The 22445-nt window shown below is 51.9% G+C and carries 17 protein-coding genes; 10 read left to right on the top strand and 7 right to left on the bottom strand.

Annotated elements, in window-relative coordinates; all coding sequences use genetic code 11:
• Positions 1 to 92: 92 nt before the first annotated feature.
• Complete coding sequence (gene rocF, locus LDL70_RS05860; protein WP_225687726.1) at positions 93 to 1016, bottom strand: arginase; 924 nt, start codon at positions 1014 to 1016, stop codon at positions 93 to 95.
• 172 nt (positions 1017 to 1188) lie between these two features.
• Here rocF and LDL70_RS05855 point away from each other — a divergent pair, with 172 nt between their 5' ends.
• Together LDL70_RS05855 and LDL70_RS05850 are read left to right on the top strand one after the other, a co-directional pair.
• Entirely contained in the window at positions 1189 to 1626 is a 438-nt protein-coding gene (locus tag LDL70_RS05855) for an Lrp/AsnC family transcriptional regulator (RefSeq protein ID WP_028233989.1), read from the top strand.
• Positions 1627 to 1780: 154 nt separating this feature from the next.
• Positions 1781 to 4102, top strand: coding sequence for a TonB-dependent hemoglobin/transferrin/lactoferrin family receptor (locus LDL70_RS05850; RefSeq protein WP_225687724.1), 2322 nt, complete (start codon positions 1781 to 1783; stop codon positions 4100 to 4102).
• 83 nt (positions 4103 to 4185) lie between these two features.
• On the opposite strand, the gene kdsA is transcribed toward LDL70_RS05850, so the two are convergent.
• The 5 genes from kdsA to tpiA form a co-directional block, all read right to left on the bottom strand.
• The gene (gene kdsA, locus LDL70_RS05845; protein ID WP_220159544.1) at positions 4186 to 5028 is read right to left on the bottom strand and encodes a 3-deoxy-8-phosphooctulonate synthase; all 843 of its coding nucleotides are present in this window, start codon (positions 5026 to 5028) and stop codon (positions 4186 to 4188) included.
• Positions 5029 to 5204: 176 nt separating this feature from the next.
• Entirely contained in the window at positions 5205 to 6833 is a 1629-nt protein-coding gene (locus LDL70_RS05840; protein WP_225687722.1) for a CTP synthase, read from the bottom strand.
• A gap of 360 nt (positions 6834 to 7193) precedes the next feature.
• A complete protein-coding gene (locus tag LDL70_RS05835; RefSeq protein ID WP_022712420.1) occupies positions 7194 to 7844 on the bottom strand; it encodes a L,D-transpeptidase in 651 nt (216 codons plus the stop codon).
• Between the two features lie 229 nt (positions 7845 to 8073).
• A complete protein-coding gene (secG, locus tag LDL70_RS05830) occupies positions 8074 to 8457 on the bottom strand; it encodes a preprotein translocase subunit SecG (RefSeq protein ID WP_075655448.1) in 384 nt (127 codons plus the stop codon).
• Between the two features lie 112 nt (positions 8458 to 8569).
• The gene (tpiA, locus tag LDL70_RS05825; RefSeq protein WP_225687713.1) at positions 8570 to 9334 is read right to left on the bottom strand and encodes a triose-phosphate isomerase; all 765 of its coding nucleotides are present in this window, start codon (positions 9332 to 9334) and stop codon (positions 8570 to 8572) included.
• A 292-nt stretch (positions 9335 to 9626) separates the two neighbouring features.
• Between tpiA and LDL70_RS05820 the strand changes: the two genes are divergently transcribed.
• The 6 genes from LDL70_RS05820 (at position 9627) to lexA (ending at position 16053) form a co-directional block, all read left to right on the top strand.
• Positions 9627 to 11516 carry a SurA N-terminal domain-containing protein gene (locus LDL70_RS05820; protein WP_225687711.1) on the top strand — a complete coding sequence of 630 codons (1890 nt, stop codon included), beginning with the start codon at positions 9627 to 9629 and terminating at the stop codon, positions 11514 to 11516.
• Positions 11517 to 11569: 53 nt separating this feature from the next.
• Positions 11570 to 12592, top strand: coding sequence for an anthranilate phosphoribosyltransferase (gene trpD / locus LDL70_RS05815; RefSeq protein ID WP_225687709.1), 1023 nt, complete (start codon positions 11570 to 11572; stop codon positions 12590 to 12592).
• Position 12593: 1 nt separating this feature from the next.
• On the top strand, positions 12594 to 13391 hold the full coding sequence (trpC, locus tag LDL70_RS05810; protein ID WP_225687707.1) for an indole-3-glycerol phosphate synthase TrpC: 798 nt from the start codon (positions 12594 to 12596) through the stop codon (positions 13389 to 13391).
• On the top strand, positions 13392 to 13871 hold the full coding sequence (moaC, locus tag LDL70_RS05805) for a cyclic pyranopterin monophosphate synthase MoaC (protein ID WP_304651012.1): 480 nt from the start codon (positions 13392 to 13394) through the stop codon (positions 13869 to 13871).
• Positions 13872 to 13903: 32 nt separating this feature from the next.
• Positions 13904 to 15124 (top strand): gephyrin-like molybdotransferase Glp, encoded by a 1221-nt coding sequence (gene glp / locus LDL70_RS05800; protein WP_225687702.1) that lies wholly within the window; start codon positions 13904 to 13906, stop codon positions 15122 to 15124.
• A gap of 206 nt (positions 15125 to 15330) precedes the next feature.
• Positions 15331 to 16053: a transcriptional repressor LexA gene (lexA, locus tag LDL70_RS05795; protein WP_022712428.1), complete on the top strand. Its 723-nt coding sequence runs from the start codon at positions 15331 to 15333 to the stop codon at positions 16051 to 16053.
• Between the two features lie 220 nt (positions 16054 to 16273).
• Here the strand turns inward: lexA and LDL70_RS05790 are convergent, their stop codons facing one another.
• Positions 16274 to 18817, bottom strand: a complete 2544-nt coding sequence (locus LDL70_RS05790; RefSeq protein WP_225687700.1) for a ComEC/Rec2 family competence protein — start codon at positions 18815 to 18817, stop codon at positions 16274 to 16276.
• A gap of 257 nt (positions 18818 to 19074) precedes the next feature.
• Here LDL70_RS05790 and gltX point away from each other — a divergent pair, with 257 nt between their 5' ends.
• Positions 19075 to 20493, top strand: coding sequence for a glutamate--tRNA ligase (gene gltX, locus LDL70_RS05785; RefSeq protein ID WP_221719485.1), 1419 nt, complete (start codon positions 19075 to 19077; stop codon positions 20491 to 20493).
• 381 nt (positions 20494 to 20874) lie between these two features.
• Positions 20875 to 22167: a citrate synthase gene (gene gltA, locus LDL70_RS05780; RefSeq protein ID WP_022712432.1), complete on the top strand. Its 1293-nt coding sequence runs from the start codon at positions 20875 to 20877 to the stop codon at positions 22165 to 22167.
• Positions 22168 to 22445 lie beyond the last annotated feature (278 nt).

Raw genomic sequence — 22445 nt, 5'->3', positions numbered from 1 at the left:
CCTCCGGTCTTGCCGGAACCTGTTAAACTAAGAAAAGCGCTTCATGCCCATCAGGAACAATTGAAGCGCTTTGGCTGTAAATCTTGTCAGCTTTATGCAAAGCTGCGGGTCGGACGATCCATCACGCTGCGCCCCATAAGGCTGGCGATCAGATCGACCATCAGGAAGGCTGTACGACCGCGTTCATCAAGGAACGGATTGAGTTCGACCGCCTCAAAACTTGTCACCAGCTCGCTGTCATGAAGCATTTCCATAATCAGATGGGCTTCACGGAATGTCGCGCCGCCCGGAACTGTGGTGCCAACCGCCGGTGCGATATTCGGATCAAGGAAATCCACATCAAGGCTGACATGCAACAGGCCATTGGCTTCCTCAACGCGCTTCAGGAAGCGGTTGAGCAGTGCAACAACGCCGTGCTCGTCAATCATACGCATGTCATTGACAGTCACTTCAGTCTTACTGATCGCTGTGCGTTCTGCCGGATCAACCGAGCGGATACCGATCATGCAGACATTCGCCGGATCAACCGGAGCCAGCACTTCAGGGAAAGTGCCTTTAAAACCCTTCTGGCCGGTATAATAGGCCACAGGCGTGCCATGCAGATTGCCGCTTGTGGTGGTTTCCAGCGTGTGGAAATCCGTGTGAGCATCAAGCCACAGCACAAAAAGCGGACGTCCCTGTTCTTTGGCGCGACGGCTCAGACCGCAAACAGTTCCGGCAGCCAAAGCATGATCGCCGCCGAGGAAAATCGGGAAACCATCAGCACTGGCGTCATAGGCAGCTTTATCCAGCGCCTCAATCCATGCCACGATTTCCGGCAGATTTTTCAGAACCGGATTGGAATGGGTCAGATTGCGTTTTGCAGCCGGTTCCACATTGCCCAGATCGGTAACATCATGACCCAGCTCTTCCAGAGCCTGTGTCAGTCCGGCGGCGCGAAACGCGCTCGGCCCCATTTCGCAACCCATGCGTCCGGTTCCGTCCTGCACAGGTGCACCAATCAGCTTACAATGCATATATGTTCCTCACGACTGTAATTTGTCTGCCGCCATGACTGCAAAGCGCAATCAGAGCGGTGATTTTCCGGTATAAAACCACGAAACATTGGCAGAGTGGACAGAGAAGATTGGCAAATCTCCACAGATGCTTTATCAGATTGCGCAGTTAAATGAACAAAATGGTAAGACAGTGGACGAACTCGACCAGAAACTCATCACCCTGCTCCGTCATAATGCACGCCGCAGCATCTCCGATCTCGCCCTTGATGCCGGTGTCTCACGTGCCACTGCCCGTGCCCGTCTGGAGCGTCTGGAAAAAGACGGCCATATTCTCGGCTATACGGTTATTCTGCGTGCGGACACTGTTGAGCAGGCTGTTCGCGGCATTATGATGATCGAGATTGAAGGCCATGTGACAGAACGCGTGGTGAAAGCGCTGGGCGGTTTCTCGGAGATTTCAGAAATTCACACCACCAATGGCCGCTGGGATCTGATTGCCGAAATCAATGCCGATACGCTGAGCGACCTCGACAGCGTGCTGCGTCGTGTCCGTCTGGTTCCGGGCATTACCAATAGCGAAACCAATCTGTTGCTGGCCACACCGCGCAGTACCAGAGCAAGGCTGTAACCACACAGACACAGTATCAATCCGATCGTTGATTAAATATGATTAATTTACTCAATTATTAAATTACATATTTGCAAAATACGATAAATCCTCCTATGGCAGCGCATATCTATTAACAAAGCTTAAACAACCATCCTCCCAAGGAGTTGCGCTGATGTCTGCTTATGCTGCTGGTGGTTCTGCCACCGGTGCACGCAATTTTTCATGCCTGCATAAATTTTCACTTTTCTTTCTTACAACAACGGTTTTAAGCACTGCTGCATTTCTGAACCTTACGCCTGCGGCTCTCGCCCAAACGGCACAGCCAAAAAAACAAACGGAAAAACAGCAGGCGGATAATGCATCCGGTACATTACAGCTGAACACAATTACTGTCGGCACCGGCACAGTCGGCTCCGGCAGCTACGGCACAGATGCCCCGAATATTGTCACCATCGACCGCGAGACAATTGACCGTGTTCAGGCTGCCAGCCTGCCGGAACTGGTAAAACAGACACCGGGTGTCACCATGCTCGGCGGTGTGCGTATTCAGGGTCAGAGCATTGCTATCCGTGGCTTTGCCCGCCAGACCGATGTGCGTATTGTCATGGACGGCGCGCAGAAGAATTTCGAGCGCTACGATCAAGGAACCGTCTTTATCGAGCCGGAACTGCTCAAAAGCGTTGAGATCGAAAAAGGCGCGACTTCCATCAAATATGGAAATGGCGGTTTCGGCGGCACTATCAAAATGGAAACCAAAGACGCAGCCGATATGCTGCGCGAAGGTGAGAACTGGGGACTCTGGTCAAAGACCGGCTATCAGACAGCCAATAAAGGCTGGGTGCAGAGCGGCGCTGTTTATGGCCGCACAAATTATAGCGGCATCAATTTTGACGGTCTTGCCGCAGCCACATGGCGCAAGACTGAGGACATGCGTATCGGCGGCGGTGAGCGTTATAATTTCTCTGACAGCAAGCTCACATCCTTCTCCGCTAAGGGCAGTGCCAGCGCTGACGGCCATGAGCTGAAAGCGACTGCAAGCTACGGCATGAGCGAGAACTGGGGTCCGCCCGCAGCTATTCGCGGACAGGTTGAACCGATTGGCAGCGATGTTAAAAAATACGGCTATTATGAAGCGATCCGCCGCCGCCTCGCCTGGCGCGACCTGAAAGATTTCAGCTCATCGGTCGAGCATAAATTTTCCGGTGACAGTGATCTGGTCAATACGCGCCTGATGGTGAGTTATGCCTTTACATCGCTTTATGCCGAGCGCCCTGATGGTGTGAGCACGTCTGCATCGCTTGGCGGCAAGTGGAACGAATCCAAATATTCCGACCTGCGGATTGAAGCGGAAAACACATCCAATTTCACGCTCGGCGGTTTTAATCACAGCCTGAATTACGGCATTCAGCTACAGCGTCACAACCGTGATATTGTCATGTATGCCGATACTTACAAAAATAATGCCAATTATAATTACGGCTATTTTGCTCCGTATAATATGCCTGAAGGCAAGCAGGAAACTTTCAGCGCTTTTGTGATTGATAAGATTGCTCTGACCGATCAGCTGACCATTATTCCGGGTCTGCGTTATGATTATGTGCGATCAACAGGCAAGCCTAACGCTGCAAAGACCTATAATAATCCTGCTGCCGGTCATGATTACAGCGCAGTCAGCCATGACGGCCTGACACCGGGTATGAGCATGACCTATGACGCAACCTCAAATCTCCGTCTGTTTGCTGATTGGGCCTATGCAATGCGTATGCCGAATATTGATGAGCTCTACTCCACACAAAGTGCCAGCAGCAGCCTGCCACGCACCAGCCGTGACCTTGAAGTGGAACGCAACAACAATTTCCAGATCGGTATGGAAACGATTCACGATCAGCTTTTCACCAGTGACGATCAGCTTAAACTCCGTGCGACCGCCTATTACAATCATGTCAGCAATCCGATTAACCGGCGCTTTGGCACTAAAAACATGCCTGAAAAACGCGGAGATGGTGACACTTACTGGAACATGCCGTCCTACTACTCTGCCGGTATCGAGATTTCAGCCCATTACGACACAACTTATATGTTTGCCGATGCGGCCTTCTCTACAATGCATGGCAGCCGTCATGGTGCGCTGAATAATATCTATGGCTATAATACCTATCTCAAGGATCTGGCACCGGCGACACTGGTGACAACGCTGGGCTGGAAAGTGCCTGATTATGATCTGACGCTGGGCTGGACAGGGACTTTTGTTGCCAGACAGTCCAAGACACCGCATAATCAGAATGGCGGCGAATATGCCCGTCCTGAAAGCGCAGGCTATGGTATCCATGATCTGTTTCTGACATGGGCACCGCAAAGCGGTATGATGAAAGATACCAAGCTGGATATCGGTCTCGACAATATTTTTGACAAGAAATACGAACCTTATCTGAGCGACGGCATTACCGCCATGCCTGGCCGTAATTTCAAAGTCAGCCTTAGCAAGAAGTTCTGAGACACAAAAAAGCCCCGCAAAATGCGGGGCTTTTTATTGGGTAATTATCTCAGAGAGATTTTGCTAATTGGCAACCGGCAAGATCAAAGGGATTTTGCCAGTTTGTCGAAAGCCATCAGTGTTTCAAGCAGACGCGGCATGTCTTTCAAAGGCACCATATTCGGGCCGTCGGAAGGCGCATTGTCCGGATCCTGATGCGTCTCAATAAAGACACCGGCAACGCCAACCGCAACAGATGCACGGGCGAGCGTTTCAACAAACTCACGCTGACCACCACTGGTTTCACCCTGACCGCCCGGCTGTTGAACCGAATGAGTCGCGTCAAAAATCACCGGAGCGCCAAGACCCGCCATAATCGGCAAAGAGCGCATATCCGACACGAGTGTATTATAGCCGAAAGATGCGCCACGCTCGGTCAGCATCACATTCGGATTGCCGCTCTCCACCACTTTGGCCATGACATTTTTCATGTCCCAAGGTGCCAGAAACTGACCTTTCTTGATATTGACCACACGGCCGGTATTAGCCGCAGCAATCAGCAGATCAGTCTGACGGCAGAGGAATGCCGGAATCTGCAACACATCAACGACTTCACCGACAACAGCGCATTGCTCTTCAGTATGCACATCGGTCAGTACCGGAAAGCCGAAGTCTTTTTTAAGATCAGAGAAAACTTCCAGAGCCTTTTCGAGGCCGATACCGCGCTGACCTTTCAGCGAAGTACGGTTGGCTTTGTCGAAACTCGATTTATAAACCAGACCAATGCCGAGCTTATCTGTCATTTCTTTCAAGGCACCAGCCATATCATAGGCGTGTTCACGGCTTTCCATCTGGCACGGGCCGGCAATGATCGACAATGCGCCCTTGTTGGAAAACACTACATTGCCTGACGGCGCCTTAACCTCAACAACAGGATTGGCAGTCATATCTGTTCCTCAAAATTGAAAAGTACCTGACTTTTCCCAATAAATAATGGCGCAGGTAAATTTGCGCAGAAAACCGCAGCGCGGTTTCATTTTCAGCATATGGACATTGCAAACCGCAATATCCAGTCCTTTTGATAAAAGCAAAACGGGCACTGTTAAAGTGCCCGCTTCAGATCTTAAACCAGACGGCTCTGAGTGACCGCTGCCTCAATAAAGGAAGCAAATAGCGGATGCGGCTCAAACGGACGCGATTTCAGCTCCGGATGATACTGCACACCAATGAACCACGGATGATCAGCATATTCGATGGTTTCCGGCAGAACACCGTCAGGTGACAGGCCGGAGAAGGTCAGACCGGCTTTTTCAAGCTTTTCCATGTAGTCAATATTGACTTCATAGCGGTGACGATGACGCTCATGAATATCTGTCGAGCCATAAATATCAGCAATACGGGTGCCGCTTTTCAGCATGGATTCATAGGAACCCAGACGCATCGTACCGCCGAGATCACCGGACGCAGAACGCTTCTCCAGCATATTGCCTTTGAGCCATTCCGTCATGAGACCGACAACCGGTTCCTTCGCAGGACCGAATTCTGTAGAAGAAGCATCTTTGATACCGGCCAGATTACGCGCGGCTTCAATACATGCCATCTGCATACCGAAGCAGATACCGAAATAAGGAACTTTATGCTCACGGGCAAATTTTGCCGCGAGAATTTTGCCCTCGGCACCGCGCTCGCCAAAGCCGCCCGGCACCAGAATGCCGTGAACTTTTTCGAGATAAGGTGCAGCGTCTTCGCTCTCGAACACTTCCGCTTCGATCCAGTCGAGATTGACTTTCACGCGGTTGGCAATACCACCATGGGTCAGAGCTTCGATCAGCGATTTATAGGCTTCTTTCAGGCCGGTATATTTACCGACAACTGCAATAGTAACCTCACCTTCCGGATTATGGATACGGCTGGCAATTTCTTCCCAACGTTCCATCTGCGGCTTTGGTGCCGGTTCAATACCGAAAGCTGCCAGAACTTCTGAATCCAGTCCTTCATTATGATAAGCCATCGGCACATCATAAATCGACTTAACATCCAGCGCCTGAATAACCGCGCTCGGGCGGACATTACAAAACAGCGAAAGCTTCTTGCGCTCGGATTCCGGAATTTCACGATCCGCACGGATCAGCAGAACATCCGGAGCAATACCGATCGAACGCAGTTCTTTCACCGAATGCTGTGTCGGCTTGGTTTTCAGCTCACCCGCTGCCGGAATATATGGCATCAATGTCAGGTGAATATAAACGGCTGTGTTGCGCGGCAATTCGTTGCCGAGCTGACGGATGGCTTCCAGAAACGGCATTGCTTCGATATCGCCGACTGTGCCGCCGATTTCGCAAAGCACGAAATCATAGTCCTCATTACCTTCCGTAATGAAGTTTTTGATCTCATCCGTTACATGCGGAATTACCTGAACCGTCGCACCGAGATAATCGCCGCGGCGTTCTTTCTCGATGATGTTCTGGTAGATGCGGCCGGTGGTGATATTGTCCTGCTTTGTCGCAGAACGACCGGTGAAACGCTCATAATGACCGAGGTCAAGATCGGTTTCCGCACCGTCATCGGTCACAAATACCTCACCATGCTGGTAAGGAGACATCGTGCCCGGATCAATGTTGAGATAAGGGTCGAGCTTTCTGATCCGCACGCGGTAACCACGTGCCTGAAGAAGAGCCGCCAGTGCTGCTGCAGCTATGCCTTTTCCAAGGGAAGAGACCACGCCGCCTGTGATGAATACATATCGCGCCATGGGCTTATGTCGTTAGACTCTCCTGATTGATTCCGCCACTAAAAAATGACTTTCGTAACGGATTTTTCATTATTCTTAACATTTAACCGCCAAATCCATGAGGGATTTTTTGGTAAAACCCATAATTCACGCAACAACATCACCGTAAGGAATTTTCCTGACAGTGCTGAAATTACAAACTTTGCGTTGAAAACGCGCTACGGAAATCTGCTCCGCAGCTCTGAGCAAACAGATAGTGCTTCGACAAACAAATTGCCACTGCTTATTCGCTTGTCCTGAAAAACTTTTTGTAAAACTAAATTTACTTCACAAAAACGCAAAAAGCCGGCCTGAGCCGGCTTTTGTTTTATGTCGGCATAATCAGAGAACGACGACAGTCGCTCCAAGATTTACACGCTCATAGAGTTCCATGACATCTTCATTGGTCATACGGAAGCAGCCATTTGATGCCGAGCTGCCGATTGTCCAAGGCTGAACCGTGCCGTGAATACGGATATAGGTGTCTTTATTGCCCTGAAACAGGTAGAGCGCGCGTGAACCCAGCGGATTACCCAGACCACCGTCCATACCGTTTTTGAAACGGCCGTAATGTTCAGGGCTGCGCTTGACCATGTCTGCGGTCGGAATCCAGCGCGGCCATTCACGCTTGGCATTGATTGTACCGGTGCCCTTAAATTCCAGACCGACTTTACCGACAGCAATGCCATAACGGCGTGCTGTGGTTGGTGTTTCTACCAGATAAAGGAAATATTTTGCCGGATCGACAACGATTGTCCCTACCGGATAGCCCGAAAAGGCAACTGTCTGTGCCTGATATCTCGGATCAATATTATATTTGCCTTTGGCAGCCTTCTGGGTTGTGGCTTTCTTCTTCTCCGGCTTGGCGGCTTTAGCCGTTGTATCCGTTGATGCGGCCGCAGCAGCCGTCTGGGCGGCAGCCTGACCGGTGAGAGCGGAGAAACTTAAGCACAAACCGGCAAAACCGGCGATGAGAACACGGGATGAAATCATGGGGCTTTCTCAAAACACTCTTTTATGTCTCATCAGCACGATGAGCCGAAGATGAGGTGTAAACAGGTTGCTTGCTGATAGGCCAAACTCACTGATCTCTCAACGGGCAATATGTTACCCACAAGCTAATCCCGTCGTCTATGGCAAGCCTGCAACACTTTTATTGCAAAACCTTTAAAATAAAAAAGCCTCCGCGAAGGAGGCTTTTTATCATTCATAAATCCGGCTCTTACTGTGAGCTCGGAACCGGGCTTGCCGGAGTGGCAGGCTGTGCCGGTGTGCTTTCCGGTGTTGTTGTACCACCGCCAAGCTGATCCAGAATACCGTTGCCGCCTGCAGGTGCAGTCTGTGAGCTGCCGGCAGGGATACGGTTGAGAATATCTGTCGGACGTTCGCCGTTCATAGCGATAATGCCCAGAAGCAGCGAAGTTGCAAAGAAACCTGCGCCCAGAATTGCAGTTGTGCGGGTCAGAGCATTGGCTGCACCGCGCGCAGTCATGAAACCTGAACCACCACCGATACCAAGACCACCACCTTCGGAACGCTGAATCAACACAACGCCGACAAGTGCGAGAACGATCAGGAGATGTATAACAATAAGAACGGTTTGCATGGGTTTCCGGACTGCTTTCTTATAGGAGTAGAAACGGCTTTCTACACGGATTTATCCGACAATCCAACCCCCTGCAACCGAATGCTTGCAAGGGATTGATATTTATTCAAATTCAGAGCACGCGATAGGCGTCGCAAATTGCGAGGAAATCGGTAGCTTTCAGGCTGGCACCGCCGACAAGCGCGCCATCCACATCAGCAACACCGAGCAATTCAACAGCATTATTCGGTTTGACCGAACCGCCATAGAGCAGACGCAGATGTGCGCCCTTGGCACCGAAACGCTCAATCAGCTTCGAGCGGATAAAAGCGTGTACTGTGCGCACATCCGAAACGGTTGGTGTCAGACCGGTGCCGATTGCCCAGACAGGCTCATAGGCAACAACAGTATTTTCCGGTGTCACACCTTCCGGCAACGAATCTGCAATCTGCCGGCCAACGATTTCAAGGGTCTGATCGGCCTGTTTCTGTTCAGCGGTTTCGCCAACACAAACGATCGTAGTCAGGCCGGCTTTCCATGCGGCCTGTACTTTGGCGCAAACGGCTTCACTGGTCTCATGATGATCTGTGCGGCGTTCGGAATGACCGAGGATCACATGGCTTGCGCCTGCTTCTTTCAGCATCAGCGCAGAAATATCGCCGGTATGGGCGCCTGATTCTGCTGCATGGCAATCCTGACCGCCAACGCCGATAGCATCGGTTTCCGGTGTGGCCGCAGCACGCGAAATAAGAGTGGAAGGTACGCAGATCACTACATCGAACTTGCGGCCGATATCCGTGCTGAGATTGGCAGCGATTGCACGCAGTTCACCCAGCTGCTCGCCGGTGCCGTTCATCTTCCAGTTACCCGCAACAAGCGGACGTATTTCCGGGGTCATTACACCCTCCTCACCAATGATTTCAGCCGCATTGCATAGCGGCTTCTGACACGGCCTCGCCGGTTTAGACCGGTGCGGCAGAGCCGGTTCGTGCCCAAAACTGAAACCGCTCTAGCAAATTCAGACCTGAAAGCAAATCCCCAAACGCATCGCTCAACATGGCTTTAACGGCAATAATGCCACAATTCTTTTCGTTCTTAGTGCTCTGAAGGCAGGTTTCCGTTTGACTGCATTATCATCGGCGGCTATCCCCTTATTTAACAAAGTGAGTTTACTCCACAAAGGTACTTCTATGCTTGACAGCTTGCGCACTGCATCCAAATCATGGGTCTCGAAATTCTTTCTCGGTCTTCTCGTCCTCTCTTTTGCAGCATGGGGTATCGCAGATGTGTTCCGTGAAGGTTTCAGCGGCAATGCTGTTCTGGAAGCCGGAGGCTCATCCGTATCGCCGACTGAATATCGTCTGGCCTATGACCGTCAGGTGATTGCTGTTTCCAACCAGCTGCGTCAGCAGCTGACCCGCGATCAGGCTAAAGCGCTCGGTATTCCGTCACAGGTAACCGGCCAGCTGGTTGCAGGCGTGCTGCTTGATGAACAGGCGCGCCAGATGGGACTGGGCATGTCGAAAGATCACCTCGCCCGTCTCACCGGTGAAGATCAGGCATTTCTGGATTCCAGCGGCCGCTTCTCCAACAACCAGTTTAACGCAGTGCTGCGTCAGGCCGGTATGAGCGCGCAGGACTATTTCAACAGCCGCACCAAATATGCGCTGCGTCAGCAGATCGTTGAAGCTGTGTCAGACGGCATGAGCGCACCGGACACATTGTTCAAAGCGCTGGCGCTTTATGACGGTGAAAGCCGCACGGTTGATTACATCACCCTTACTCAGGAAAAAGCCGACACAATCGCCACGCCTGATGATGCTGAACTGAAAAAATGGTATGATGGCCATATCGGCAATTACCGCGCACCGGAATATCGTAAAGTCAGCTATGTGCCGCTCGAAGCGCAGGACATTGTCAACGAAGCCGATGTTATGCCGGAAGAGATTCAGGAATATTACAAAAAGAACATCGCCCGTTTCTCAACTGAAGAAAAGCGCACTCTTGAACAGCTGAATTTCGCCAATGAAGAGGAAGCAAAAGCGGCTTCGGATAAAATCAAATCCGGCACCAGCTTTGCTGATCTCGTTACCCAGAGCGGCAAAAAGCCAGAAGATGTTAAACTTGGCACATTTGTAAAAGGCGATCTGCCGGATGCAGTGATTGCTGATGCGGCTTTCGCTCTGCCTGCCAATGGTACAAGCGATGTTGTAAAAGGCGCATTCGGCCCTGTGCTGCTGCATGTCAGCGCAATTGAGCCTGCAGCTGTGAAAACAGAAGCAGAAGTTGCACCGGAAATCCGCAAAACTCTGGCTCTGACACAGGCGCTGACCTCGCTGAATGCGGTTCATGACTCGTTTGAAGAAGAACGCGGTAATGGTGCAACGCTGGCGCAGGCTGCTGAAAAGCTGAAACTTAAAGTTAAAACCGTTGAAGCTGTTGATGTGAACGGCAATGCTCCGGACGGTAAGCCGGTTGCTGATCTGCCGCAGCTGCCTTCCTTCCTGACCTCTGTTTACCAGTCGGATCAGGGCATTGATAATGATGCACTGCCAACCCCGACCCGTGGCTATATCTGGTACCAGCTGGATGGCGTGACACCTGCCCGCGACAAAACATTTGATGAAGTCAAAGATCAGGTTGCAGCCGAGTGGAAACAGGATGAAGCAGCAAAGCGCCTGACAGCCAAAGCTGAAGAGCTGCGCAAGCGTCTTGAAGCCGGTGAAACTCTGGATGTTCTTGCTCAGGAAGCCAGCGTTGAAAAACAGACCAAGCGCGGCCTGACCCGTACAGCTACAGATTCTGAACTGGCCGAGGCTGCGGTTGCGCAGATCTTCGGCGGCGCAGAAAATCTCACAGGCGTTGCAAGCGGCATCAATAAAGAAACTCAGATCCTGTTCAAAGTGATTGAGACAACCGAGCCTGCCGGTGTCAGCGCGGAAAGCCTGCCTCAGGGCACACGCGATGCGATTTCCTCACGCATTGGTGACGACCTGCTGGAACAGCTGGTTGGCCGTCTGCAGAGCGAATATCCGGTTAAAATCAATCAGACCCTGATGGATCAGGCTCTGTCCTTCTAACGCCTTCTCACCTTTGAAGGCAGGCGGAGCCTCACTAAAGATTCGAGTACACTATGTCAGATTTCAAAAGCTACATTGCCAAAGCTGTTACAGGCACACCTTTAACTCAGGCGGAGTCCAAAGCAGCGTTTGACATTATGATGTCCGGTTCCGCCACCCCTGCCCAGATCGGCGGTTTTCTGATGGCTCTGCGCATGCGCGGTGAAGCCGTTGCGGAAATTGCAGGCGCTGTGGAATCAATGCGTGCGAAAATGATCCCCGTCGATGCACCTGCCGGTGCAATCGACATCGTCGGCACCGGCGGCGATCAGTCCGGTTCCTATAACGTGTCCAGCTGTGCAGCCATTGTGACTGCGGGCGCAGGCGTGATCGTTGCCAAACATGGCAACCGCGCTTTGTCCTCGCGTTCCGGTGCGGCAGATACACTGGCAGAGCTCGGCATTAATATTGAGGCCGATCCGGCAACAATCAGCCGCTGCATTCATAATGCAGGTCTCGGCTTTATGTTTGCGCCGATGCATCACTCTTCGATGCGCCATGTCGGCCCTGCCCGCGTGGAGCTTGGAACTCGCACAATTTTCAATCTGCTCGGCCCGCTCGCCAATCCGGCTGGTGTCAAGCATCAGCTCGTCGGCGTTTTCTCCCGCGATTGGGTACTGCCGATCGCCAAAGTGCTGAAAGAGCTCGGATCAGATCATGTCTGGGTTGTTTATGGCGATGGTCTGGATGAAATGACCACCGCAGGCACCACCAATATTGCAGCGCTGCATAATGGTGAAATCACCGAATTTGAAATCACACCGGAAGAAGTCGGCCTGAAGCGCGTTGCTTTTGACGCTCTCAAAGGCGGCGATGCACAGCACAATGCTGCGGCTTTGCTTCGCGTTCTTGGCGGTGAAGCCGGTGCTTATCGCGATATCGTGCTGCTCAATGCCGGTGCTGCACTCGTGATTGCTGGCAAGGCCAAAGATATCAAAGAAGGTATTGCCCTTGCTGCACAGTCGATTGACAGCGGCGCGGCAAAAGCCAAACTCGATCAGCTGATTGCTGTATCGAACAGCAAGACAAGTGAATAAAATGACCGATATTCTCAAAAAGATCGAAACCTATAAGCTTGTTGAAATTGCAGAAGCCAAAGTCCGTTTGCCATTGGCAGACGTGAAAAAAGCTGCGGCCGATCAGTCACCTGCCCGTGGTTTCCTCAAAGCATTGGAAACAAAGCAGACTGCCGGTTCTTTCGGTCTGATTGCCGAAATCAAAAAAGCCAGCCCGTCCAAAGGTCTGATCCGTCCGGATTTTGATCCGCCTGCATTGGCAAAAGCCTATGAAGATGGTGGTGCGGCCTGTCTTTCAGTTCTGACAGATACACCTAGCTTTCAGGGCGCACCGGAATTCCTGCAACAGGCACGCGCTGCCTGCTCTCTTCCAGCGCTACGCAAAGACTTTCTGTTTGATCCTTATCAGGTCTATGAAGCCCGTCATTGGGGTGCTGATTGCATTCTCATCATCATGGCAAGCGTTGATGATGCTATGGCAAAAGAGCTGGAAGACACAGCCTTTTCGCTCGGCATGGATGCACTGATTGAAGTGCATGATGAAGCGGAGATGGAACGGGCGCTCAAACTGTCCTCGCGTCTGCTCGGCATCAACAATCGCAACCTGCGCACTTTCGAAGTCGATCTCGCAGTTTCTGAACGTCTGGCAGCCATGGTGCCGGATGATCGCCTGCTGGTTGGTGAAAGCGGTATCTTCACGCATGATGATTGCCTGCGTTTGCAGAAATCCGGCATCTCCACCTTCCTGATCGGTGAAAGCCTGATGCGCCAGCAGGATGTGGCCAGTGCAACCCGCAATCTCCTGACCGGCAAAGTGTAAATTATGAGCAAGCTGACACATCTCGATGAAAGCGGCGCTGCCAATATGGTCGATGTCGGCGATAAAGCCGAGACTGTGCGCATTGCCACGGCTTCGGGCTGTGTCACGATGCAAAAGCAGACGCTTGAGCTGATCCTTTCCGGCAATGCTGCCAAAGGCGATGTGATCGGCACCGCCCGTCTTGCCGGTATTATGGCTGCGAAAAAGACTTCTGATCTTATTCCGCTTTGCCATCCGCTGATGCTGAGTAAAGTCTCGGTTGATATTGAGCCGGATGAGACATTGCCCGGTTTGCGGGTCAGTGCAACCGTCAAACTGACCGGCAAAACCGGCGTGGAAATGGAGGCACTCACGGCTGTCTCCGTCGCCTGCCTGACGATTTATGATATGGCAAAAGCTGCCGATAAAGGCATGATCATCGGCAATATAGCTGTCGACAGCAAAACCGGCGGTAAATCCGGTGACTGGCAGCGCTCTTAGCATATCGCTCTTATTTTTACGGGGTAGGTTTCATGGCATTATTACCGGTTGATGAAGCATTGCGGCTTTTGCTGGCGGATAAAATGCCTTCCGGCCATGAGCAAGTCGCTCTGCATGAAGCCGGTGACCGTGTTCTTGCTACTTCTATCTTTGCCTCATTCAATCAACCGCCCTTTGATGCCTCGGCTATGGACGGTTATGCCATTCGCTTTGCCGATGCAGAACAGCTGCCGGTGACACTGAAAGTCATCGGTGAATCTGCTGCTGGCAAAGGCTTTGACGGTACAGTCCGATCCGGTGAGGCTGTGCGTATTTTTACCGGCGCACCAATGCCTGCCGGTGCCGACACGATTGTCATTCAGGAAGACACGCTGCAGGAAGGCAATCTGGTCACATTGTTACGGGATGTGGACAAAAACCGTCACATCCGGTTCAGCGGACTGGATTTCAAAGACGGCGAATGCTTGCTGCAAACGGGTCATCTGCTTGATCCGGCATCGCTCTCTTTGGCTGCAGCGTCCGGCCATGCGCAATTGCAGGTCTATAAACGCCCTAAAACAGCTATTCTTGCTACCGGCAATGAGCTGGTGCCTGCGGGGACTGTTCCTGCGGCAGATCAGATCGTCAGCTCCAACAGTTATGGTGTCGCAGAAATTGTACGGCGCAATGGCGGCACGGCAGATGATCTGGGTATTGTGCCGGATGATCTGGCACTTATCGAACAATCCATTCGCAATGTTGCAGCTTCGGATGCCGATATTCTGATTACGCTGGGCGGCGCATCCGTCGGCGATCATGATCTGGTGCATAAAGCACTGACCAATTGCGGCGTTGAACTCGGCTTTTACAAAATCGCCATGCGTCCGGGCAAACCGCTGATGTTCGGTCAACTGGAACGCGAAGGCAAAGCGCCCCTGCTCGTTCTTGGTCTTCCAGGTAATCCGGTTTCCAGTCTCGTTTGTTCCTATGTGTTTCTGGCGCCGCTGGTTGCGCGTCTGGCAGGCAAAGCCGCGACCACCTATATTGTCAGCGCCAGACTGGCACAGGACATGGCTGCCAATGGCAACCGCCGCGATTATGCCCGCGCAGCACTAACCCGCAACAGCGATGGCGAGTTACTGGCAACGCCCCTGCCCGTGCAGGATTCTTCCATGCTGACCGTGATTACCCGTGCTGATGCTCTGCTGATCCGTGAACCTTTTGCTGAGGCAGCCAAAGCCGGTGATCGCTGTCAGATCCTGATGATACGCTGAAATCCTTTAAACAATCGGATTAATCACTTTTAAAGCCTTGCAGAACAATACTGGAACATATAGTGTTCGTTCTGGGTTTGTTTTAAAAATTGATTCTCGCAACCGCGCCCCGTGCATGCGGTTATGCGTTTAGTCCGCACGACTTCATTATCTGCCACCATAATTTCAGTAACCGGCAGATAATATAAAGGCTTTGGGAGCGTATAATGCTGACGCGTAAACAACATGAATTATTGCTGTTTATCCATGACCGCCTGAAGGAAAGCGGCATTCCCCCTTCGTTTGACGAGATGAAAGAGGCGCTCAATCTCGCTTCCAAATCCGGCATTCACCGTCTGATTACGGCTCTGGAAGAACGCGGTTTTATCCGCCGTCTGCCAAACAGAGCGCGTGCTTTGGAAGTTGTGCGTCTGCCGGACTCGATTGCACCAGGTCTCAACAGCCAGAAGAAATTCTCACCAAGTGTCATTGAAGGCGATCTCGGCAAAAAGAATGTCACCGAACTGCCTAAAAAAGCAGCGCCCGCGACAGAATCTGAAGCACCTGCCGGTATCAGTGTTCCTGTGATGGGACGTATTGCAGCCGGTGTACCGATTTCGGCGATACAATCCCAGACCCATATGATTACCCTGCCGCCGGAAATGCTTGGCAGCGGTGAGCATTATGCGCTGGAAGTTAAAGGCGACTCGATGATCGAAGCCGGTATTCTCGACGGCGATACAGTGATTATCCGCCGTGGTGATACCGCCAATGCCGGTGAAATCGTTGTGGCTCTGGTCGATGATGAAGAAGCGACACTGAAACGCTTCCGCCGCAAAGGCGCATCTATTGCGCTTGAAGCTGCCAATCCGGCCTATGAAACCCGTATTTTCGGTCCTGACCGCGTACGTGTTCAGGGCAGACTGGTTGGTCTGGTACGCCGTTACTAATATGCCAGCGGAGCGGAAACCGGCATTACTGCCGGTTTTCAACTACAGGCAGTTTATTGCTCCTGCTTCATATTCTTGCATGGGCAATAACGGGTCATTTAAGTAGTGCGTCTCCCGACAAGACAATACAGCAAACGCCCTACAAGCCTATTTTTGCTGCACTATTATGCTGTGACTACGCATTCATAATAGCTACGATCATAAGAAGATGTGGCGGCTCTTATTTCGGATCTTCCAGATTGCGGGCAGCACGGGACCAGAGGCGGTAGCTGTGCCATGGTCGTTGCGGCTCTCCCACTGCAAACACGACCTGAGCCTGTTCCGGCCGATATGCCAAACCAGTTTGATGCACTTGCGCCTTTATAGTCGCGCTTTGCAGCATAGCCGGAAAAAGACTTTGTGCTGTATCTGTATATCTGCGGCTATCGGGTTCCAGATAAATCTCTGCCACGCCTCGTAGTGCCAGCTGCTGGCGGGTGATGATGGCAGGGGCATTTTGCGTTACTGTGCCTGTAATATTGCTGGCTTTTCTATCGGGGCAAGACAGGTTTCCTGCATAAGCGAGAATAATAATATCACCGATAGTACAGGCGACATCTGCCGCAGGCCGGTTCTCGGCATAGGCCAACACCTGCCCGTTTTGCAGATCAAAGCTGCATAACCCGTCCTCACAGACAAAACCTTCTGAACCTGTCGCGCTGCTATTATCCGGCGTTTTAACCTCATGGATTCTATAGGCTTTGCGCCAGTTATCGATTGTGAAGGCAGCCGGTCGTGCACGGTTTACATAGAGACTGTTGTTCTGGCGGACTGCAACCAGTCTGGCATCTTCCGAGATAATAATATCCGGTAAACTATTCATACTCACTACAATCCCGCCAGCCACGAGAAAGAACAGCGATATCAACCGCAGATGACTGGTAAAGATCATCGCCGAAAGCATTGCCGCCGTCCAAAGCAACAATACCGGCACGGGCAACAGGCCGGGTATCAGATCAGGGGAAAGTCCGGCAACAAAATGCGCAATCCATTTAACCAGCTCTATACCTTTGCCCATCACCTGCAATGGCAGCCATTCAAATCCCAACGGCATCAGCAGCAGAGATAGCACAGCGAAAGGCATAATCAGTACCGAGATCACCGGCAGTGCCAGTGCATTTCCCAACATGCCAAGCGGTGCCATATTGTTAAAATGAAAGGCTGCAAAAAGCCCGCTGGCCGTACCGGCTAAAAGCGAAGTCGCCGCAATCCCGCCAAGCCAAATCCTGAATTTACCCCCCAATGTCGTCTGCCGCGTCGCTTGTTCATTGCTTTGTCTCTTGCGTAATTTCCACCATGCAAAGCCTGCAATCAGCGCACCGGTCGCAGAATAGGACATCTGAAAACTAGGCCCCAGAATTTCATGCGGTGTCACAAGAATACTGAACAGCGCTGCAATCGCCAGATTGCGCAAGGTCAGAGCTTTACGATCTAAAATCACCGCACAAAGCATCACGGCCAGCATGATAAAACTACGCTGTGCTGCCACATCAGCACCAGACAAGGCCAGATAAAACCCCGAAGAAAACAGCGAAATCAGTGCGGCGATTTTCTTCACCGGATAATAGAGCGCTAAAGAAGGGAACAGTCCGGCAATGCCACGCAGGCTCACCATGACAATTGCTGCTGCCAGTGCCAGATGCAGGCCGGAAATTGAAAGAATATGCGCCAGCCCTGCAATGCGCAGCGCCTCATTGGTTGTCTCGCTGATCCCTGCCCGCTGGCCGGAGATCAGCGCTGCGGCCACCGCCCCCTCTTCACCGGACAGTGCCTGCATAATCCGCCCTCCGATCATCGCCCGCAAGTGACCGGTCAGTGCCTCAACGGACGCAGTCCAGCTCTTTGATACTGCATCACCGGCAAATTCATCATCAAACAGTTTCGGCACACCAAGATAGAAGCCATTACCACCAATGCCGCGAAAATATCCATGAAATGCGAAATCATATTGCTCGGAACGCACCGGCCCGCCATGGGGACGCAATCGCACCGCTCCTTTCAGGACAGAGCCGGTTTCAGTCTGTGCAGGTAAATCACGGGCAGAGAGCCGCAATCGTTGCGGCGCATAGCGCAGATGCGGTTTTTCCGTTGTCAGCACATCGGCAACAATACGCCAGCGTCCGGCTTTGCCATTGTCTTCAGCCTCCTGTTCGAGCGAGACAATCCGCGCTGTCAATGTGGTTGACACAGAACTGCCAAGCATTTGCGTTGCATAGCGCTGCGTCTCCCATTTCGCAGCCAGCATACCGGTCATAAAGGCTAATATCAGTACAAGGCTGATGCGCCTTATCAGCGTATCCCGCAGCAAAAACAGCAGCCAGCCCAACAGACATGCCGGCACAAACAGCTCTATCCAGTATGGTTCGGCCTTCAGGGAAAAATAATGAACTGCCCCTGCTCCACTCGCAACGGCCAACAACAGGAAAACCGTCCCGCGTTCATATTCAAACAGCAGAGCATCACAGATATTATCCAGAAAACGCTGCCAATATTCCCGCAGATTGAGCCGGATGATCCGTGCCCGCTTTCGTCCGCTATAAACAGCACCATCATCGGGGATAATCTCTGCATCCGGCACCGGAGCAAAACCGAGCATGAATTGCTCGGCAGTTAATCCGCTGCTATGTTTCGTCCGGTCAGCCGTGTTCCCTGCCCCGCCATTATCATGACGGGACTCAGTCTTGCTTACCTGATGGCCACATTCACCGCCATAACCATTCGCCATGCTGTCTGAATTGCCCCCGCACCTGACAGCTGCACAATTATACGTCCAAAACAGCCTATTTCACGCAGGAATCTTGCATTGAGCGGCGTTAAACACCGGTTCTGCGCTTTGATTTTTGCATCAAGTCTTGCACGTTGTGCTGCCTATGCTACATGAACAGCACAAGAAATCGAGAGGCGGTCAGTTACATTCTTTAGCCGATATATTCGGATATAATCGTAAGATCCTGTAACCTTGCCACAGATACGGAGCGACCGATGTCATCACCCGTTATTACCCGCTTTGCGCCTTCACCGACCGGCTATCTGCATATCGGCGGCGCACGTACAGCGTTGTTTAACTGGCTTTATTCCAAACATACCGGCGGCAAGATGCTGCTGCGCATTGAGGATACCGACCGCGAGCGTTCCACCGAGGCCGCAACGGCAGCTATTCTTGAAGGTCTGACATGGCTCGGCCTGACATGGGACGGCGATGCTATCTCCCAGTGGGAACGCGCACCACGCCACCGCGAAGTGGCTGAAGAACTGGTGAAAGCCGGTAAAGCCTATTATTGCTATGCCTCGCCGGAAGAACTGGATGCGATGCGTGAACTGGCGCGTGCAGAAGGCCGCCCGCCGCGCTATGACGGCCGCTGGCGTGACCGCGATCCGTCAGAAGCACCGGAAGGTGTGAAGCCGGTTATCCGCATTAAAGCCCCGCGCGAAGGCGAAACCGTTGTGCTGGATGATGTGCAGGGCGAAGTACGCTTCCCGAACAAGGATCTGGATGATTTCATCATTCTGCGTTCCGACGGCGCGCCAACCTATATGCATGCGGTTGTGGTCGACGATCATGATATGGGCGTTACCCATATTATCCGTGGTGATGACCATCTGACCAATGCTGCCCGCCAGACAGTTATTTATCAGGCAATGGGCTGGGATGTGCCTAAAATGTCTCATATCCCGCTGATCCATGGTGCGGATGGTGCCAAGCTCTCCAAGCGTCACGGTGCGCTCGGCGTTGAGGCCTATCGTGCAATGGGCTATCTGCCTGAAGCATTGTGCAATTATCTGGTTCGCCTCGGCTGGAGCCATGGCGATGATGAAATCATGACCATTGAGCAGATGATCGAATGGTTTGATACCAAAGATATCAACAAAGGCGCATCGCGTTTTGACTTCCAGAAACTGGAAGCCATTAACGGTCATCATATCCGCGCCAGCGATTCAGAAACGCTTACCAAAGCGCTGATCGATGTTCTGCCTTATATTGAAGGCGGCGCAGAATTGCAGGCTCTGCTGACTGATGAACGTCGTGCGCAGCTTGTTGCAGCAATGCCGGGTCTCAAAGACCGTGCGAAAACGCTGGTGGAACTGGCAGACGGTGCGAAATTCCTGTTCGTCTCCCGTCCGTTGCCGCTGGATGAAAAAGCTGCCAGCCTGCTCAATGATGAAGGCCGCGCAATCCTCAAAGATGTATTGCCGAAGCTGGAAGCTGCCGAGTGGAATGCAGATGCGCTGGATGCCGTTGTCCGCGCTCATGCGGAATCAACCGGCCTGAAGCTTGGCAAAATTGCCCAGCCTCTGCGTGCCGCCCTCACCGGCCGCGCCACTTCACCGGGCGTTTTTGACGTTCTGGTGGTTCTTGGTCGCGAAGAAGCGCTCGGACGTATTCAGGATCAGGCCGTATAAAGCCTGTCAGAAGCCGTGTTCTTTCAACAGAATACGGCTTCAAACACGCTCTGAACACAGGAGTGTGATTTTCAAAAACCGGCCTCTGTCGTAAGAATGGCTAATTGACAGAAATTTGTTCAGAAAAACGCAAATTTCCACATTGCAACCTCCAACATTTACGATAGTTTGAGCCATAAATTTTGCAGGCCGTCATTCACAAATATCATGAATTTTGAGTGACAGCGGCTTAAGGATATTTTTCAAACTGGCAGCGCCGGTAAAAATACCCTAACTGTATGTTTCTATGCATAAGACTAAACCGAAACACCCGTTTTCGGCATTATGCTCCAAATTTACTGCTATCCACGAGCAGTGAGCGCGATGATGAAAGGAACCAGTATGTCTAATACGACAGCGACAATCACGCTAAATGGCAATTCGACCGAATTGCCGGTCCGCAAAGGTACAATCGGACCAGATGTCGTCGAAATCGGCCCGCTTTACAAGAATACAAATTCCTTCACATACGATCCTGGTTTCACTTCAACCGCTTCCTGCGAATCCAAAATCACTTATATTGACGGTGACGAAGGCGTTCTCCTGCATCGCGGCTATCCGATCGAACAGCTTGCCGAACAGGGCGATTTCCTTGAAACCTGCTACCTGCTTCTCTACGGCGAACTGCCAACCAAGACCCAGAAAGCAGACTTTGACTACCGCGTGACCCGCCACACCATGGTGCATGAGCAGATGTCGCGCTTCTTTACCGGCTTCCGCCGCGATGCGCATCCGATGGCCATTATGGTTGGCTGCGTTGGCGCCATGTCCGCCTTCTACCACGACTCAACCGACATTACTGACCCGCATCAGCGTATGGTTGCTTCGATCCGCCTTCTGGCGAAAATGCCGACACTGGCTGCAATGGCCTATAAATATCATGTCGGTCAGCCTTTCGTTTATCCGAAGAATGATCTTGATCTGGCTTCCAACTTCCTGCGCATGTGCTTTGCCGTGCCTTGCGAAGAATATAAGGTCAATCCGGTTCTGGCACGCGCTATGGATCGTATCTTCATCCTTCATGCGGACCACGAGCAGAACGCTTCGACTTCGACCGTTCGTCTCGCCGGTTCTTCGGGAGCGAACCCGTTTGCCTGTATCGCTGCCGGTATTGCCTGCCTCTGGGGCCCTGCTCACGGCGGTGCCAACGAAGCTGCATTGAACATGCTGGCTGAAATCGGCTCGGTTGACCGTATTCCTGAATATATCGCCAAGGCAAAAGACAAGAACGATCCGTTCCGTCTGATGGGCTTCGGTCACCGCGTTTACAAAAACTACGATCCGCGCGCCCGCATCATGCAGAAAACCACGCATGAAGTTCTCGGCGAACTCGGCATCAAAGATGATCCGTTGCTCGATGTTGCGATGGAACTGGAAAATATTGCACTGACCGATGAATATTTCATCGAGAAGAAGCTCTATCCGAATATCGACTTCTATTCCGGCATCACGCTGAAGGCTCTCGGCTTCCCGACAGAAATGTTCACAGTTCTGTTCGCCGTTGCCCGTACCATCGGCTGGGTTGCCCAGTGGAAAGAAATGGTCGAAGACCCGCAGCAGAAAATCGGCCGTCCGCGTCAGCTTTACACAGGCTACGCACAGCGCGATTTCGTACCGCTGGCAAAACGCAAATAATCTGTGCCGGATATCTGAGAGCGCTATCTCAGATCAATATTCGGTTCTTACGACTAGAGCGGTTTACGTCCAGATTGGATCGTAGCGCTCGCTCTAGATTCTTTATTTGGTCGCATTATCACGGACGTCAAGTTGATCCAACTTGACTGTGAAATGCTCTAAAAAGGCTCCTTCGGGAGCCTTTTTTATTGTTTCACAATATTCAAATCTCACAAAGCGCGTTTTATAAACTAAATTCCACCACAGATTTTCTCTAATATATTATCCGATATTAATTC

The sequence above is a fragment of the Pseudochrobactrum sp. XF203 genome, from assembly GCF_020341615.1.
Classification (GTDB): domain Bacteria; phylum Pseudomonadota; class Alphaproteobacteria; order Rhizobiales; family Rhizobiaceae; genus Pseudochrobactrum; species Pseudochrobactrum saccharolyticum.
Note: the sequence above shows the minus strand (reverse complement) of the source record. Positions and strands in the feature narration are given on the sequence as shown.

Coding starts and splice junctions, on each gene's coding strand:
- rocF (WP_225687726.1), bottom strand. CDS start 1,016: ATGCATTGTAAGCTGATTGGTGCACCTGTGCAGGACGGAACCGGACGC.
- LDL70_RS05850 (WP_225687724.1), top strand. CDS start 1,781: ATGTCTGCTTATGCTGCTGGTGGTTCTGCCACCGGTGCACGCAATTTT.
- kdsA (WP_220159544.1), bottom strand. CDS start 5,028: ATGACTGCCAATCCTGTTGTTGAGGTTAAGGCGCCGTCAGGCAATGTA.
- LDL70_RS05840 (WP_225687722.1), bottom strand. CDS start 6,833: ATGGCGCGATATGTATTCATCACAGGCGGCGTGGTCTCTTCCCTTGGA.
- LDL70_RS05835 (WP_022712420.1), bottom strand. CDS start 7,844: ATGATTTCATCCCGTGTTCTCATCGCCGGTTTTGCCGGTTTGTGCTTA.
- secG (WP_075655448.1), bottom strand. CDS start 8,457: ATGCAAACCGTTCTTATTGTTATACATCTCCTGATCGTTCTCGCACTT.
- tpiA (WP_225687713.1), bottom strand. CDS start 9,334: ATGACCCCGGAAATACGTCCGCTTGTTGCGGGTAACTGGAAGATGAAC.
- LDL70_RS05820 (WP_225687711.1), top strand. CDS start 9,627: ATGCTTGACAGCTTGCGCACTGCATCCAAATCATGGGTCTCGAAATTC.
- trpD (WP_225687709.1), top strand. CDS start 11,570: ATGTCAGATTTCAAAAGCTACATTGCCAAAGCTGTTACAGGCACACCT.
- trpC (WP_225687707.1), top strand. CDS start 12,594: ATGACCGATATTCTCAAAAAGATCGAAACCTATAAGCTTGTTGAAATT.
- glp (WP_225687702.1), top strand. CDS start 13,904: ATGGCATTATTACCGGTTGATGAAGCATTGCGGCTTTTGCTGGCGGAT.
- lexA (WP_022712428.1), top strand. CDS start 15,331: ATGCTGACGCGTAAACAACATGAATTATTGCTGTTTATCCATGACCGC.
- LDL70_RS05790 (WP_225687700.1), bottom strand. CDS start 18,817: ATGGCGAATGGTTATGGCGGTGAATGTGGCCATCAGGTAAGCAAGACT.
- gltX (WP_221719485.1), top strand. CDS start 19,075: ATGTCATCACCCGTTATTACCCGCTTTGCGCCTTCACCGACCGGCTAT.
- gltA (WP_022712432.1), top strand. CDS start 20,875: ATGTCTAATACGACAGCGACAATCACGCTAAATGGCAATTCGACCGAA.